11 protein-coding genes are annotated in these 14,792 nt (G+C 73.3%); 9 read left to right on the top strand and 2 right to left on the bottom strand.

Features of this window, described 5'->3' with window-relative positions; translation table 11 throughout:
- Positions 1 to 7: 7 nt before the first annotated feature.
- The 7 genes from ACIA6T_RS12535 (at position 8) to ACIA6T_RS12565 (ending at position 7,656) form a co-directional block, all read left to right on the top strand.
- Positions 8 to 967: an ABC transporter permease gene (locus ACIA6T_RS12535; RefSeq protein WP_399446508.1), complete on the top strand. Its 960-nt coding sequence runs from the start codon at positions 8 to 10 to the stop codon at positions 965 to 967.
- A complete protein-coding gene (locus ACIA6T_RS12540) occupies positions 964 to 1,968 on the top strand; it encodes an ABC transporter ATP-binding protein (RefSeq protein WP_385052308.1) in 1,005 nt (334 codons plus the stop codon). Before ACIA6T_RS12535 ends, ACIA6T_RS12540 begins: the two co-directional genes overlap by 4 nt.
- The gene (locus tag ACIA6T_RS12545) at positions 1,961 to 3,004 is read left to right on the top strand and encodes an ABC transporter ATP-binding protein (protein WP_399446509.1); all 1,044 of its coding nucleotides are present in this window, start codon (positions 1,961 to 1,963) and stop codon (positions 3,002 to 3,004) included. The genes ACIA6T_RS12540 and ACIA6T_RS12545 overlap by 8 nt, the downstream gene beginning before the upstream one ends.
- Positions 3,001 to 3,729, top strand: a complete 729-nt coding sequence (locus ACIA6T_RS12550; protein ID WP_399446658.1) for a sulfite exporter TauE/SafE family protein — start codon at positions 3,001 to 3,003, stop codon at positions 3,727 to 3,729. Before ACIA6T_RS12545 ends, ACIA6T_RS12550 begins: the two co-directional genes overlap by 4 nt.
- A gap of 96 nt (positions 3,730 to 3,825) precedes the next feature.
- Complete coding sequence (locus ACIA6T_RS12555) at positions 3,826 to 4,023, top strand: hypothetical protein (protein ID WP_399446510.1); 198 nt, start codon at positions 3,826 to 3,828, stop codon at positions 4,021 to 4,023.
- Between the two features lie 362 nt (positions 4,024 to 4,385).
- Positions 4,386 to 7,433 carry an AAA family ATPase gene (locus tag ACIA6T_RS12560; RefSeq protein WP_399446512.1) on the top strand — a complete coding sequence of 1,016 codons (3,048 nt, stop codon included), beginning with the start codon at positions 4,386 to 4,388 and terminating at the stop codon, positions 7,431 to 7,433.
- 34 nt (positions 7,434 to 7,467) lie between these two features.
- On the top strand, positions 7,468 to 7,656 hold the full coding sequence (locus tag ACIA6T_RS12565) for a DUF6191 domain-containing protein (protein WP_385052299.1): 189 nt from the start codon (positions 7,468 to 7,470) through the stop codon (positions 7,654 to 7,656).
- A gap of 7 nt (positions 7,657 to 7,663) precedes the next feature.
- Here ACIA6T_RS12565 and ACIA6T_RS12570 read toward each other — a convergent pair whose 3' ends face one another.
- Together ACIA6T_RS12570 and ACIA6T_RS12575 are read right to left on the bottom strand one after the other, a co-directional pair.
- The gene (locus ACIA6T_RS12570; RefSeq protein ID WP_399446513.1) at positions 7,664 to 8,830 is read right to left on the bottom strand and encodes a PQQ-dependent sugar dehydrogenase; all 1,167 of its coding nucleotides are present in this window, start codon (positions 8,828 to 8,830) and stop codon (positions 7,664 to 7,666) included.
- 110 nt (positions 8,831 to 8,940) lie between these two features.
- On the bottom strand, positions 8,941 to 9,939 hold the full coding sequence (locus tag ACIA6T_RS12575) for an aldo/keto reductase (RefSeq protein WP_399446514.1): 999 nt from the start codon (positions 9,937 to 9,939) through the stop codon (positions 8,941 to 8,943).
- A 295-nt stretch (positions 9,940 to 10,234) separates the two neighbouring features.
- On the opposite strand from ACIA6T_RS12575, the gene ACIA6T_RS12580 reads away from it, so the two are divergent.
- Positions 10,235 to 11,188 (top strand): 2-hydroxyacid dehydrogenase, encoded by a 954-nt coding sequence (locus ACIA6T_RS12580; protein ID WP_399446515.1) that lies wholly within the window; start codon positions 10,235 to 10,237, stop codon positions 11,186 to 11,188.
- Between the two features lie 492 nt (positions 11,189 to 11,680).
- Positions 11,681 to 14,677 carry a putative bifunctional diguanylate cyclase/phosphodiesterase gene (locus tag ACIA6T_RS12585; protein ID WP_399446516.1) on the top strand — a complete coding sequence of 999 codons (2,997 nt, stop codon included), beginning with the start codon at positions 11,681 to 11,683 and terminating at the stop codon, positions 14,675 to 14,677.
- Positions 14,678 to 14,792 lie beyond the last annotated feature (115 nt).

Genomic DNA, 14,792 nt, shown 5'->3' on the forward strand with positions numbered 1-14,792 from the left:
AAGCATCATGACCACAGCGGAGACCGCCACCGCGGACGGTGCCGCCCCCGTCCGGAAGAGCCCGCCGCGCTGGTGGCGGCTGCTCGGCCGGGACCGGGCCGCCGCCGTCGGAGCCGTCGTCCTGAGCCTGGTCGTCCTGGTCGCCCTCTTCGGCCGGCTGTTCATCGGCGACCACGCACAACGCCAGGACCTGGACGCCTCCCTGCGGGCGCCCTCCCTGAGCGACGGCTTCTACGGACTGCTCGGCACCGACGTCCTCGGGCGCAGCGTGCTGGCCCGGCTGATCGACGCGGCGGCCACGACCCTGTCCGTGGCCGTCCCCGCGGTGCTCTGCTCCCTGCTGATCGGATCCGCGATCGGCCTGTGGGCCGGCTACCACGGGGGCCGCCGGGAGAGCGTGGCGATGCGCGTCGCCGACGTCATCCTCAGCTTCCCCTCGCTGCTCATCGCGGTCGTCGTGCTGTACGTCTTCTCGCCCTCCGCGATGAACATCGTGCTGATCCTCGCCGTGGCCCGCATCCCGGTCTACCTGCGCACCTCCCGCGCGGAGGCGGCCGAGCTGCGCAGCCGCCTGTTCGTCGACGCGGCCCGCACCTTCGGCACCCCCAGCCGGAACATCATCTACCGGCACATCCTCCCGATCGCCCTGCCGACCCTGCTGACGGTCGCCACCCTCGACTTCTGCTTCGTGATGCTCACCGAGTCCTCGCTGAGCTTCCTGGGCATCGGCATCCAGCCCCCGGACGTCAGCTGGGGCCTGATGGTCGCCCAGGGCCGGCAGTACCTCCAGACCGCCTGGTGGATCACCGTGCTGCCCGGGCTGGCCATCGTGCTCACCACCGTGTCCGCCACGGTGCTCGCCGCCTGGGCCCGCATCGCCACCGACCCCGCCCAGCGCTGGCGTCTGACGCTGCCCCGCAAGCGCCGCGGAGCCTCCGCCGCCGTACCCCCGGAGATGATCCCGTGACGACCACATCCGCCTCGTCCGACACCGGCCCGGCCCTCGACGTCGAAGGGCTGTGCGTGGACCTGAGCACGGCCTCCGGGACGGTGCGCGCCGTGGACGGCGTCAGCTTCAGCGTCCGCCGCGGCCGCACCCTGGCCCTCCTCGGCGAGTCCGGCTGCGGCAAGTCGATGACCGCGCTGTCGGTCGTGGGACTGCTCGACCCCGCCGCTTCCGTGACCGGAGGCGCCGTACGGGTCAGGGGCGAGGACACCCTGCGCCTCAGCCCGGCCGAGCGCCGCAGACTGGCCGGTCCCGTACTGTCGATCGTCTTCCAGGACGCCCTGACCGCCCTCAACCCGGTGCAGCCGGTGGGCCGGCAGATCGGCGAGCCGTTCCGCATCCACCGCGGACTCTCCCGGCGCGAGGCCCAGGAGAAGGCGATCGAGCTGATGACCCGCGTCGGCATCCCCGAACCGAGGCAGCGGGCCAAGTCCTACCCGCACCAGTTCTCCGGCGGCATGCGCCAGCGGCTGCTGATCGCGATGGCCGTCGCCCTCGACCCCGACGTACTCATCGCCGACGAGCCGACCACCGCCCTCGACGTCACCGTGCAGGCCCAGATCATGCGGCTGCTGCGGGACCTCCAGGACGAGCGGGACATGGCCGTCGTACTGATCACCCACGACCTCGCCGTGGTCGCCCAGCGCGCCGACGACGTCGTCGTGATGTACGCCGGCACGGTCGTGGAGCAGGGCACGGTGCGCGAGGTCTTCTCCGCGCCCCGCCACCCCTACACCCGCGGACTGCTCGACTCCGTCCCCGAGGACGCCGAGCGCGGACAGCCGCTGCCCGCCGTCCCCGGCAGCCCGCCCGAGCTGAGCGCGGTGCCGCCCGGCTGTGTCTTCCAGGACCGCTGCCCGCTGGTGCGGGAGCGCTGCGTACGGGAACGGCCGTCCCTGCGCGCCACCGGCGACGGACGTTCGGCCGCCTGTCACTTCTCCGAGGAGCTCGACCGTGACTGAGTCCCGCACCACCACCGAGACCGCCGGGCCCCGGACCGACGGACACCCGCCACTGCTGGAGGTCCGCGGTGTCACCAAGAGCTTCGGCAGCGGACGCCGCCGGCTGACCGCCCTGGACGGAGTGGACGTACGGCTCGGCCGGGGAGAGACCCTCGGGCTCGTCGGCGAGTCCGGCTGCGGCAAGTCCACCCTCGCGCGGGTGCTGCTCGGGCTGGAACGGCCCGACGCGGGCACGGTCCGCTACGACGGTGTCGACCCGTTCGCCCTGCGCGGCAAGGAGCTGCTGAGCTGGCGGCGCCGCGTCCAGATGGTCTTCCAGGACCCCTTCGCCTCGCTCAACGCCCGTATGTCGGCCGCCGATCTGATCGGCGAGCCCTGGCGCACCCACCGGGACGTCGTCCCCGACGCCAGGGCCCGCGAGAAGCGGATCCGCGAACTGCTGTCCCTGGTCGGACTGCGGGAGAGCGACGCCCACCGCTACCCCAACGAGTTCTCCGGCGGACAGCGCCAGCGCATCGGCATCGCCCGCGCGCTCGCCCTGGACCCCGACCTCATCGTGTGCGACGAACCGGTCTCTGCCCTGGACCTGTCGGTGCAGGCCCAGGTCCTCAACGTGCTCTCCGAACTCCAGTCCCGGCTCGGCGTCGCGTACGTGTTCATCTCCCACGACCTGTCCGTGGTGCGGTACATCTCCGACCGGGTGACGGTGATGTACCTGGGCAAGGTCATCGAACACGGTGGGACCGAGGACGTCTTCGACCGGCCGCAGCACCCCTACACCGCCGCGCTGATGTCGGCCGCACCGGTGCTGGACGCCTCCCGCGCCGCCCACGACCAGGAGATCCAGCTCAAGGGCGAGATCCCCTCGCCCTTCGACATCCCCTCCGGCTGCCGCTTCCGCACCCGGTGTTGGCGCGCCGAGGACAAGTGCGCCACCGAGGTGCCCCCGCTCGTCGTCCGTGAGTCCGGGGGCGACGGTGACGACCACACCGTCCTGTGCCACTTCCCCCTGGAGACGCGGCCCGCGTGGGCATGACCGGCGCGGAGTTCGCCCTGCTCTCCCTCACGGTGGGCGTCGGCGCGGTGCTCCAGGTGTCCGTCGGCTTCGGCCTGGGCATGATCGCCGCGCCGGTGTTCGCCGTGGTCGACCCCGCCTTGGCACCTCCGGTGGTGCTGCTGCTCGCCGCCGGGGTGACGGCGGCGGTGCTGGTGCGGGAGCGGGGCCCGGCGGATCTGCGCGGCTGCGGCTGGGCCCTCGCCGGACGGGTCCCGGGAGCGGCCGCGGGCGCGCTGCTCGTGGTGGCGCTGCCGGCGAGGTACCTCGCGCTGCTCATCGCGGGGGTGGTCCTCACCGGCGTCGCGGTGAGCGCGGCGGGGTACGTGCCCCGGGCGCGGCGCTCCTCGGTGTTCCTGGCCGGGATGGCGTCGGGGCTGATGGGCACGGCGACCTCCATCGGGGGCCCGCCGATGGCGATGGTGTGGCAGCGGCTGAGCGGACCACGGCTGCGGGCCACGATGAGCGCGTTCTTCCTGGCCGGCTCGCTGATGAGCCTGGCCGCGCTGGGGGCGGCGGGGGCGGTGGGCGCGCACACGTTCCAGCACACGGTGCTGCTCGCGCCGGCGGCGGTCGCCGGCGTACTGCTCGCCGGTCCGCTGACCCGGCGGCTGAACGCGCGCCACACACGTACGGCCGCCATGGCACTCGCGGTCGCCGGTGCGGCGGGGCTGGTGGTACGGCAACTGGGGGCTCAGGCGGCCTAAGTACCTTCTAAGGCCCCGCGCCGGCCGGAAGATACGGAACCCTCCCGATGTGGCGGACCCGTCTCGGAGACGAAGGTGGAGGCATCGCGGAAAGCGATGGCCGACACCGACTCCTCCGGGGGACACACCATGTTCGAGTACGCACTCCACCGACTCCACCACGACGACCTCGTCCGCCAGGGGGAGGAGCACCGCCTGGTCCGGGAAGCCACCCGCCTCCGCCGCACCGCCGCCCCCCGGAACACCGAGGCGGAAAGCCATGCCCGCCGCCACTGGTTCACCCGAGCCGCATGACCACGGGGCGGCGACCGCACGGGGGCCGGCCGCCGCCCCGCAGTTCCCACTCCCCGCGGGCAGTCGTGCCGCCACCCTCTCTCACAGCGGGCAGTCGTGCCGCCACCCTGCCGTTTCCGCGGGCAGTCGTGCCTCCCCCAGTGCCTTAAGGGCCTGGGAGGTGCCCCCAGGGCGGCACGGGTGGGCGGTGGGGGCACCTCCCGCTCGAGCGGAGTCGAGAGTGGGGGAGGCACCCCGCAAGCGCCGGGCAGCGCGAACACCCCCCGTCCAACCCCCACACCGGATACCACACAAGCGCCGGTCCGCAGGACCACCCCCGCCCCACAACAAAAACCGGTGACCCGTCGCCGGAAGGGCGTGACATGCTCAGAACCGTGGAGACCAAGTCCGTCAGTCCCGTGTTCGTGGGCCGCAGCACCGAGCTCGACACACTGAACACCGCCCTCACCCGCGCCACCACCGAACCCCAGGCCCTCCTCATCGCAGGCGAGGCCGGTGTGGGAAAGACCCGCCTCGTCGAGGAGTTCGCCACCGCGGCCCGCCGCCGAGGCGCGATCGTCGCCCTCGGCGGCTGCGTGGAGATCGGCGCCGACGGACTCCCCTTCGCCCCCTTCTCCACCGCCCTGCGCCAACTCCGCCGCGAACTGCCCGACCAGCTCGCCGCCGCCGCCTCCGGCCAGGAGGAGGAGCTCGCCCGTCTGCTCCCCGAGATCGGCACCGCCGCCCGCGAGGCCCGCCGCGACGAACAGGGCATGGCCCGTCTCTTCGAGCTCACCGCCCGCCTGCTGGAGCGCGTCGCCGCCGACCACACCGTCGTCCTCGCCCTGGAGGACCTGCACTGGGCCGACGCCTCCACCCGCCACCTGCTCGCCTATCTGCTCCGCACCCTGCGCACCGGCCGCCTCGTCGTCCTCGCCACCTACCGCTCCGACGACATCCACCGCCGCCACCCCCTGCGTCCCCTCCTCGCCGAACTCGACCGGCTCCGCACGGTCCAGCGCGTAGAACTCGGCCGCCTCAACCGCGAGGAGGTCGGCCGGCAGATAGCCGGCATCATCGCCCGCGAACCCGACCCCGACCGCGTCGACGACATCTTCGAACGCTCCGACGGCAACGCCTTCTTCGTCGAGGAACTCGCCGTCGCCTCCGACGAGGGCTGCTGCACCGGCCTCACCGACTCCCTGCGCGACCTGCTCCTCGTCAGGGTCGAGGGCCTGCCGGAGAGCGCCCAGCGGGTCGCCCGGATCGTCGCCGAGGGCGGCTCCACCGTCGAGGACCGGCTGCTGGCCGCCGTCGCCCGGCTCACCGAGGACGACCTCATCGAGGCCCTGCGGGCCGGCGTCAACGCCAGCATCCTCACCCCCGCGCCCGACCGCGACGGCTACCGCTTCCGCCACTCCCTGGTCCGCGAGGCGGTCAGCGACGACCTGCTGCCCGGCGAACGCTCCCGTCTCAACCGCCGCTACGCCGAGGCCCTGGAGGCCGACCCCACCCTGGTCCCCGCCGACGAGCGGGCGACCCGCCTGGCCAGCTACTGGTACCACGCCCACGACGCGGCCAAGGCCCTGCCCGCCGTCCTCGACGCCTCCGTGGAAGCCCGCCGGCGCCACGCCTACTCCGAGCAACTGGACCTGCTGGACCGGGCGATGGAGTTGTGGGACGCCGTCCCCGACACCGTACGGGCCACGCTGCGCCCCCTCGACCACGCCGAGGTCTACCCTCCTTGCGGCGGTGACCCCGAGACGACGCCGCTGCGCTACCTCGACCTGATGGCCGAAGCCGCCGTCGCCGGACGCCTCTGCGGGGAACGCGAACGCTCGATGAAGATCACCAAGCGGGCGCTGCGCCTCCTCGACGAGGACCCGGACCCCCTGCGCGCCGCCTGGTTCTGGGTGCAGCGCTCCCGGCTCACCCAGGCCCTCGCCCGCGGCGACGGCTGGGCCGAACTCGGCACCGCCCAGGACCTGGTGCGCGGGCTGCCCCCGTCCGAGGTGCACGCCGAGGTCCTCGCCTCCGCCGCCGGCTGGTCCATGCTGCACGACCCCGGCCCGGACGCCATGGCCGCCGCCGAACGCGCCGTCGAGTACGCCCGCATGGTCGGTGCCCACGACATCGAGCTGAACGCCCGGCTCACCTTCGGCGGCCTCCTGGTCGACGCCGGTGACATCGACACCGGGCTCGCCGAGATGTACGAGGTCAAGGACCGGGCGACCGAACTGGGCATGGACCTGGTGGTGGCTCGCGCCCATGTGAACCTCCCGTCCGTCCTCGAAGGCGTCGGCCGCTCCGAGGAGGCCGCCGGACTCCTCCGCGAAGGCGTCCACCTCACCCGCAGGCTCGGACTGCTGGACTCCGAGGGGTGGGTGTGGGGCAACCTCGCCGAGTCCCTCCACACCCTCGGCCGCTGGGACGAGGCGGCCCGCGCCGCGGCCAACGCCCAGCGTCTCGAACAGAGCGCCAAGCCCCGCGCCGGGGGCTCGATGCGCCTGGCGTACCTCGCGTACGACCGCGGGGACATCGCCGAGGCCGCCCGCCGGCTCGCCGACGCCCGCACCTTCTTCGGCACCCATGACCCGATGCCGCAGTACGCCCTCCCCATGAAGTGGGTCGCCATCGGCATCGCCGCCGCCGAGGACCGCCTCCCTGACGCCCGCGCCGAGTTGCTGGCCGCCCTCGACACCGGCCTCCCGCCCGGCACCCAGCGCTACGGCTGGCCCCTGCTGCTCGCCGCCACCACCGCGGAGGCCGACGCCCACGGCGCCCCGGCGACCGAGCCCGGCCGCCCGGAGATCCTGGACCGGATCCGCGCGGCGGCCAGGACCCTGGCGACCGGCGTGCCCGTATGGCAGGCGTACGACCTGTGGCTGCGCGCCGAGCTGCTGCGCGCCGAGGGCAGGACCTCGCCGGACGCGTGGTCCGCGGCCGTCGCGGCGGTCGAGCCACTGGAGCGGCCCTACGACCTCGCACGCGTCCGGTTCCGGCTCGCCGAGGCGCTGCTCGCCACCGGCGCGGGCGACGACGAGCGCGCCCGCGCCACGGAACTGCTGCGGCTGGTGACCGCCGTCGCCGACCATCTCGGCGCCGCACCGCTGGCCCGGTCCGCCACGCTGCTGGCGCAGCGCGCCCGCCTCGCACTGCCCTCCGCCACCCGCGAGCCGGCCCCCGCCGCCCCGGCCGTTGCGCTCGGCCTCACCAGCCGCGAGCACGACGTCCTGCGCCTGGTGGCCGTCGGCCACACCAACCGCCGTATCGCCGAGGCACTCTTCATCTCCCCGAAGACGGCCAGCGTCCACGTCTCCAACATCCTCGCCAAGCTGGGCGTCTCCGGACGGGGGGAGGCGGCGGCGGTGGCGCATCGGCTCGGTCTGTTCGCGGCGGAGACGGGTGAACGGTCGGCGGCGGGACAATAGGTGTGCGATCCATTCGTCCCTGGGGAGGGGAGCGATGTTCAACGCCTTCGAGGAACTGTTTGCCCCCGGCCGTAAACACACCCGCGACGAGCAGAACCGTCTGGAGCTGACCCGGGAGGACGTCGGCGACGCCGATCCCGGACGCGGGCCGATAGACCTCGCGTCCGGAAAGGTCACCGTGCGCCCGCCGGCCGTCCCGGAGGAGGAACCCGACGAGACGTGAGCGCCGGCTAGCTCACCTCCAGCTCCAGGATCCGGTCGTCGTCCTCCTTCGGGTTGCCGCGGCCGTCCGTGTTGCTGGTGACCAGCCAGAGCTTGTCGCCGCCCGCCGCCGCCACCGTGCGCAGCCGGCCGTACTCGCCCTCCAGGAAGGCCTCCGGGTCCGCCGACGCCTCCGTTCCCTTCAGGGGTATGCGCCACAGCCGCTCGCCGCCCAGGCCGGCCATCCAGACCGAGCCCTCGGCGTAGGCGATACCGCTGGGGGAGGCCTCGTCCGTGGTCCACTGGTCGACCGGGTTGTGGAAGCCGCCGTCGTCCGACTCGCCCTCCGCCTCCGGCCAGCCGTAGTTGTCACCGGGTTTGATCGCGTTCAGCTCGTCCCAGGTGTCCTGGCCGAACTCCGAGGCGAACAGTCGCTGCTTGGCGTCCCAGGCCAGCCCCTGCACATTGCGGTGGCCGTACGAGTACACCGCGGAGTCGGGGAACGGATTGCCCGGGGCCGGCTCGCCCTCCGGGGTCAGCCGCAGGATCTTGCCGCCCAGGGACTCCTTGTCCTGGGACAGACCCGTGTCACCGCTCTCACCCGTGCCCGCGTACAGCATCCTGTCCGGGCCGAAGGCGATCCGGCCGCCGTTGTGGATCTCGCCCTTGGGGATGCCCCGGAAGACCGTGTCCGGCGCGCCCAGCTGCTCACCGGCCGGCTTCTCCTCGTCGTAGATCATGCGGACGATGCGGTTGTCGGAGGCCGAGGTGAAGTACGCGTAGATCATGCGGTCCGAGGCGTACTCGGGGGAGAGGGCGATGCCGAGCAGGCCGCCCTCGCCGGACGGCGACACCCCGGGCACCTCGCCCAGCTCGGTCTTCTCGCCGGTCCTGCCGTCGACCCGGGTGATCGTCGCCTCGTCCCGGGAGGAGACCAGCAGGTCGCCGTCGGCCAGCTGGGCCAGGCCCCAGGGAGTGCTCAGGCCCGTGGTCACCGTGCGGACCACCTTCACCGAGCCCTTCGCGGGCGGCGTCTCCTCCGCGCTCCCCTCCGACGACGACGACCTCGTCGCCGTATCGCTCGGGGAGGCACTGGCGTCCGAGCCGCCCGGCGGTCCCCCGTCGTCGGAGGAGCAGCCGGCGGTCAGCAGGAGCGCGGCGGCGGCCAGTACGGCCGTCACGGCTCGTCGTTGCACGATCTCGTCCCTTCGACGCGGCGGGTCCTACCTGTCATACACCGCTCGTGCCTCCGAAGTTCCCGATCGCGGAACCCCGAACCGCGAGCTCGACGCCGCCGGCCCGTCGATCAGTCCCACGACCCCTGCGCCGCGGGCAGTCCCGCGATCTCCGCGAGGTCGTGTTCCGTCAGGCGCAGGTCCGCCGCGGCCGCGTTCTCCACGACCCACCGCTCCCGCTTGGTGCCGGGGACCGGGATCACCTGGCGGCCCCGGCCCAGCACCCAGGCCAGCGCCACCTGCGCCGGGGTGACGTGCTCGCCGTGCCGGCGGGCGACGCGGCGCAGGCCGGCCACGATCGGCTGGTTCGCGGCCATCATCTCGGCCGTGAAGCGGGGGTGCCGGGCGCGCAGGTCGTCCGCCTCGAAGCCCACGCCGGGCGTCAGCGTCCCGGTCAGGAAGCCGTTGCCCAGCGGCATCGCCGCCAGGAGGCCGATCCCCCGCGACGCGCACCACGGCAGCAGCGCCCGCAGCGCCTCCGGCGACCACACCGACAGCTCCGCCTCCACCGCGCTCACCGGAAAGACCTGCTGCACCCGCTCCAGTTGCCGGATCGTCGCGTCGTGCAGCCGCGCCCCCGGCCGCCGCGCCGAGCGCGCCCCCACCGCGCACAGCCCCAACGCCCGTACCTTTCCCGCCTGTACGAGCTCCGCCATCGCACCCCAGGTCTCCTCGACCGGGACCTCCGGGTCGGCGCGGTGCAGCTGGTAGAGGTCGATGACATCGGTCCGGAGCCGGCGCAGCGACGCGTCACAGGCCCTTCTCACGTAGCCGGGGCGGCCGTTGGCCACGATGTGCTGATCACCCACCAGTAGCCCGACCTTCGTGGACACGAAGGCGTCGGAGCGCCGCTCCTTCAACACCCGCCCGAGCAGCAGCTCGTTGGTGAACGGACCGTACATGTCGGCGGTGTCGAGGAGCGTCGAGCCCGCGTCCAGTGCCCGGTGCACCGCCCTGAGCGACTCCTCGCCGCGCTGCCGGGACGTGCTGTAGCCCCAGCTCATCGGCATGCACCCGAGTCCGACGGCCCCCACCGCGAGCGCCCCCGCACCGATCGTCCTGCGCTCCACCTGGTCGTGACCCTCCCTCTCCGGCTCCCCAACCTAACCTCTGCGCTCCCGCACCCCTGAGTGAGGGGCTGTCCGGCGGATCGTGCCGGAGACGCGAGGTCCGGCACGCACTCCCCCCACTGCCCGAAGGGCGTGGACGGTGCCCCCGGCGGCGTCGTCGCCGGTCGTCAGGGCTCCGCCCCGACGCCCTCCTCCGCCTTGCGGCCGCACGCACCGGGGCCCGCTCCCCGGGGCCCACAAGGCAACCTTGATCCCCCTCGGTCTGATCCGCCGGACAGGCCCTACCCTCCGAACCATGAACGCTGCTGACGTATGGCTTCCCATTCCGCCGGACGAGATCGAGGGCCTTCCCGAGGGGCCGCACTACCGTTTCTGGGACGGGGGTGAGGAGTTCCCCGCCGACCCGGCCGACTGCGTCTTCTACGTCGTGCCCTACATGAAGCCCGCCGGGGTCGGGGTGCGGCCGATGCCCCTGATGCGCTCCGTCCGCGTCGTGCAGACCCTGTCGGCCGGCACCGATCACGTGGAGCCCGGTCTGAAGCACCTGCCCGCCGGCGTACGGCTGTGCAACGCGCGCGGTGTGCACGAGGCCAGCACCGCCGAGCTCACGCTCGCGCTGATCCTGGCCTCCCTGCGGGGCATCCCCGATTTCGTGCGGGCACAGGACGAGGGGGAGTGGCGCGGCGGGTTCCGGCCCGCGCTCGCCGACAAGAACGTGCTCATCGTGGGGTACGGCTCGATCGGCGCGGCCATCGAGGACCGGCTCGTTCCGTTCGAGCTCGCGCGGGTGGCGCGCGTCGCGCGCTCCGCACGCACCACGGAGCGCGGGCCGGTGCACCCGCTCACCGAACTGCCCGCCCTGCTCCCGGAGGCGGACGTCGTCGTCCTCTCCACGCCGCTGACCGAGACCACCCGGCACCTCGTGGACGCCGGGTTCCTGGCCCGGATGAAGGACGGCGCCCTGCTGGTGAACGTGGCCCGCGGCGGCGTCGTCGACACCAAGGCGCTGCTCACCGAGCTGGAGAGCGGCCGCATCACCGCGGCCCTCGACGTCACCGACCCCGAACCGCTGCCCTCGGAACATCCCCTGTGGCGGGCACCGGGCGTCCTCATCACCCCGCACGTCGGCGGACCCACCTCCGCCTTCCGGCCGCGCGCCGAGCGGCTGCTGGTCAATCAGTTGCGCCGTCACCTGAACCGGGAGGAGCCCGGGAACGTGGTCCTGGTGACGGGAGCGGGAGACCTGTAGTCCACTTCGAGTACCGTCCGCGTTTCTCCGGGCGCGGTGGGTACTCGCATATCAGTTGATCGTTACGGAGCGTAGAGAACCTATGTCCCTGAGTGACGATACTGGTGTATCGTCCCGGCAGGGGCCGCGCTGCTGACCATCGGCGCGGGGGGCAGGACACTGCGGACAGTGAGGGGGGCGACGGGCGATGCACGGCCTATGGACGAGCGATCCGACGCGGCGGAGCCGTCGGCGACGACCGTGGCGCACGGCCGCGCGCTGCCGCGGCCACCACATCCGGTACGGCGGCCCTCATGACGGTCCCGGCCGCCACCCTCGCCGGCACGACAGTCGCGGAAGGCATGCCCACCCGATGCGCCGGGGACGGAGGGGGTGCCGTTCGGGTCTCGCCGGAGGCGCGGGGCCCGGCCACGAGGCACTGTTCACCGGGTTCGGCCCGGTCCGGACGACACCTCCCGGGGAGCCGGGAGCGGAGCGGGCCGGGAGGTACCGGTGAGTGCGCCCACCCCCACCTCCACGCTCGACGGAGCGCTGCGGCAGCCGCCCGCGCCGTCGGCCGGTGTGCCGGCGGTCGGCGCACCGGCCGTCGGCCGCCGACCCGGCCCGGCCGCCCAACTCGTCCTCGCCCTGGTCTGCGCGGCCTACGCCGTCGGCGCCGCTTTCGGCTGGGGCTCGGAACAACTCGCTCTGATCATGGGCGACTTCGGGCTGAGCGCTGCGGCCGGTGCCGCCGCCGTGTCCTGTTTCGTCTACGCCCGCAGCCCCCGCACCCGGTTCCGGCCCGCCTGGCTGATGTTCGGCCTCTCCTCGGCCATGGCCTCCCTGGGCAACCTGGTCTGGGGGTGGTACGAGGTCGTCCTCGGGCTTCCCGTGCCCAGCCCCAGCTACGCCGACCTGTTCTTCCTGTGCTTCGCGCCGCCCGCCATCGTGGGACTGCTGGTGCTCGCCAAACGGCCCGCGAACAAGGCCGGCTGGGTCTGTCTCGCCCTGGACGCCTGGCTGATCGGCGGTTCCCTGCTCACCCTCGCGTGGAGCCTCGCGCTCGCCCAGGCCGCGCGGGCCGAGGGGCCCGGCGTCGCGCACACCGCGTTGTCACTGGCGTACCCGCTGCTCGACATCGCCCTGGTCAGCATGGTGCTCGCGCTGCACTTCCGGCGCTCGGCGGTCAACCGGTCCGCGGTCAACACCGCGATCGGCGCGCTCGCGCTGACCGTGATGTGCGACGCCCTGTTCACCTCCCCGCTGCTGCACGCCGACTACCGCTCCGGACAACTGCTCGACGCGGGCTGGTTCGCCGGCTCGCTGCTCCTGGCGTACGCACCCTGGACCGCGCCCCGCGGCGGACGGCCCGAGCGGGAGGGGCACACGCGCGTGGTCCGCGAGCACCTGCCCGGACGGTACGGCGTACCGGACCACCATCACGGCCCGCCGCCCGACGAGCACACCCGGTACCCGCTCTCCCGGCCCATCACCGGCTCCCTCGCCGCGCTCACGCCGTACCTCGCCGCGGCCGTGTGCACCCTGGGGATCCTCTACAACGTCCTCAACGGCCGCAGCGTCGACCGCGTCGTGCTGCTCACCGGGGGCACGGTGGTGCTCGCGCTCGTCGTGCGCCAGGGCATCATGCTGCTCGACAACATCACCCTCACCCAGGAACTGGCGCAGAAGGAGAACCACTTCCGCTCCCTGGTGCAGGGCTCCAGCGACGTCATCATGATCGCCGCCCCCAGCGGCATCCTCCGCTACGTCTCCCCGGCCGCCGCCGGGGTCTACGGCAGGCCCGCGGAGGAGCTGGAGGGGACCGAGCTGGCCGGTCTCATCCACCCGGAGGACCTGGGCTGTGTCGTGCACGAGGTGCGCCGCTTCCTCGCCGCCAGCCCGGTCGAGGAACCCACCACCCGCATCGAGTGCCGCTTCCGCTCCGGCGACGGGGGCTGGCTGAACGTCGAGTCGACCGTCAACCGGCACCACGGCGGCCTGATCTTCAACAGCCGTGACGTGACCGAACGAGTGCGGCTCCAGGCGCAGCTCCAGCACAACGCGGAGCACGACCCGCTCACCGACCTGCCCAACCGCGCCCTGTTCACCCGGCGCGTCCAGCAGGCCCTGTCCGGCCGCCGCGCCTCGGACCGCGGGGCCGCCCTCAGAGGCACGGCGGTGCTCTTCATCGACCTCGACGGCTTCAAGGGCGTCAACGACACCATCGGGCACCAGGCCGGGGACGAGCTCCTCGTCCAGGCCGCCCGCAGACTCCAGGACGCGGTCCGCAAGGGCGACACCGCCTCCCGGCTGGGCGGCGACGAGTTCGCGGCCCTGATCGTCGGCGACGGCGTCCGCGACCGGGACGCCCGCGAGCAGCACATCGTCGAACTCGCCGACCGGCTGAGAGCGACCCTCTCCCAGCCCTACGCCATCGACGGCAACGATGTCCGGGTCAACGCCTCCATCGGCGTGGCCTTCGCCGAACCCGGCCTCGGCGCGGGCGAACTGCTGCGCAACGCCGACCTCGCCATGTACCGGGCCAAGGCCGCCGGCAAGGGCCGGGTGGAGCTGTACAAGCCGCAGATGCAGCAGGACGTGGTGCGCAGGGCGGAGCTGGCCACCCGGCTGCGCGCGGCGCTGCACCACGGCGAGTTCGCCCTGCTGCACCAGCCGGTGGTGTGCCTGGCGGACGGCCGGATCACCTCGGTCTGCGCCCAGGCGCGCTGGCGCTCCTCCCAGGGGGCGCTGTTCACCCCCGCGGAGTTCCTGCGCGTGGCCGAGGACAGCGAGAAGACCGCCGAGCTGGGCCGCTGGGTGCTGGAGGAGGCCGTCGAACAGGCCGCCGAACGGCACGCGACCGGTCTGCCCGTCCCGGTGGCCGTCCGGCTGAGCGCGCACCGTCTCCTCGACCGGTCACTGCCCCTGGGCTCGATCGAGGCCCTGCTGACCCGGCACGGACTGCCGTCCGGCTCCCTGGTCGTCGAGCTGGCCGACACCGACCCCAGGGTGTCGCTCGACGAGCTGGAGCGCCGGCTGACTGTGCTCAAGCGGCTCGGCGTCCGGATCGCGCTCGACGGCTTCGGCAGCGGGCCCGCGGCGATCACGGCCCTCAGGCGGCTCCCCGTCGACGTACTGAAGCTCGACCGGGGCCTGGTCGACGGCGTGGTGGACTCCGCCCGGCTGCACAAGATCACCAGTGGGCTGCTGCGGATCGCCTCCGACCTCGGGATGCAGTCCGTGGCCGTCGGCGTGGACCTGCCCGAGCAGGTCGCGGCCCTGCGCGCGATGGGCTGCACGCACGGGCAGGGCAAGGCCTTCTCCGGGCCGCTGGACGAGTACCGGCTGCGCAGGGCGCTGGCCGCCGGGCACTACCCGGTGCCGCCCGGACCGGCCGAACCCGTGTTCGTCGGCGGGGGCTCCGGGGTGTACTCCACCGGAGTGACCGCCGTACTCCAGGCCGGGACGGCACTGCGCTCACATAATGAGACTCCCGTCCCACCCACTTGACACTGGGTGCACGCCGGGTGGAGGGTCAGTGCCATGCGCACCCGAATTCTCGTACTTGGAAAGCGCGTCGGCTGACGCTGAGCCTCCACCGCTCAGCGACCACCACCCGGCGCGC

The sequence above is a fragment of the Streptomyces sp. NPDC051740 genome (assembly GCF_044453165.1).
Classification (GTDB): Bacteria; Actinomycetota; Actinomycetes; order Streptomycetales; family Streptomycetaceae; genus Streptomyces; species Streptomyces atrovirens.

Bases quoted from the DNA above. Each gene is read 5' to 3' on its own strand.
- ACIA6T_RS12535 (WP_399446508.1), top strand. From the start codon at position 8: ATGACCACAGCGGAGACCGCCACCGCGGACGGTGCCGCCCCCGTCCGG.
- ACIA6T_RS12550 (WP_399446658.1), top strand. From the start codon at position 3,001: ATGACCGGCGCGGAGTTCGCCCTGCTCTCCCTCACGGTGGGCGTCGGC.
- ACIA6T_RS12555 (WP_399446510.1), top strand. From the start codon at position 3,826: ATGGCCGACACCGACTCCTCCGGGGGACACACCATGTTCGAGTACGCA.
- ACIA6T_RS12560 (WP_399446512.1), top strand. From the start codon at position 4,386: ATGCTCAGAACCGTGGAGACCAAGTCCGTCAGTCCCGTGTTCGTGGGC.
- ACIA6T_RS12565 (WP_385052299.1), top strand. From the start codon at position 7,468: ATGTTCAACGCCTTCGAGGAACTGTTTGCCCCCGGCCGTAAACACACC.
- ACIA6T_RS12580 (WP_399446515.1), top strand. From the start codon at position 10,235: ATGAACGCTGCTGACGTATGGCTTCCCATTCCGCCGGACGAGATCGAG.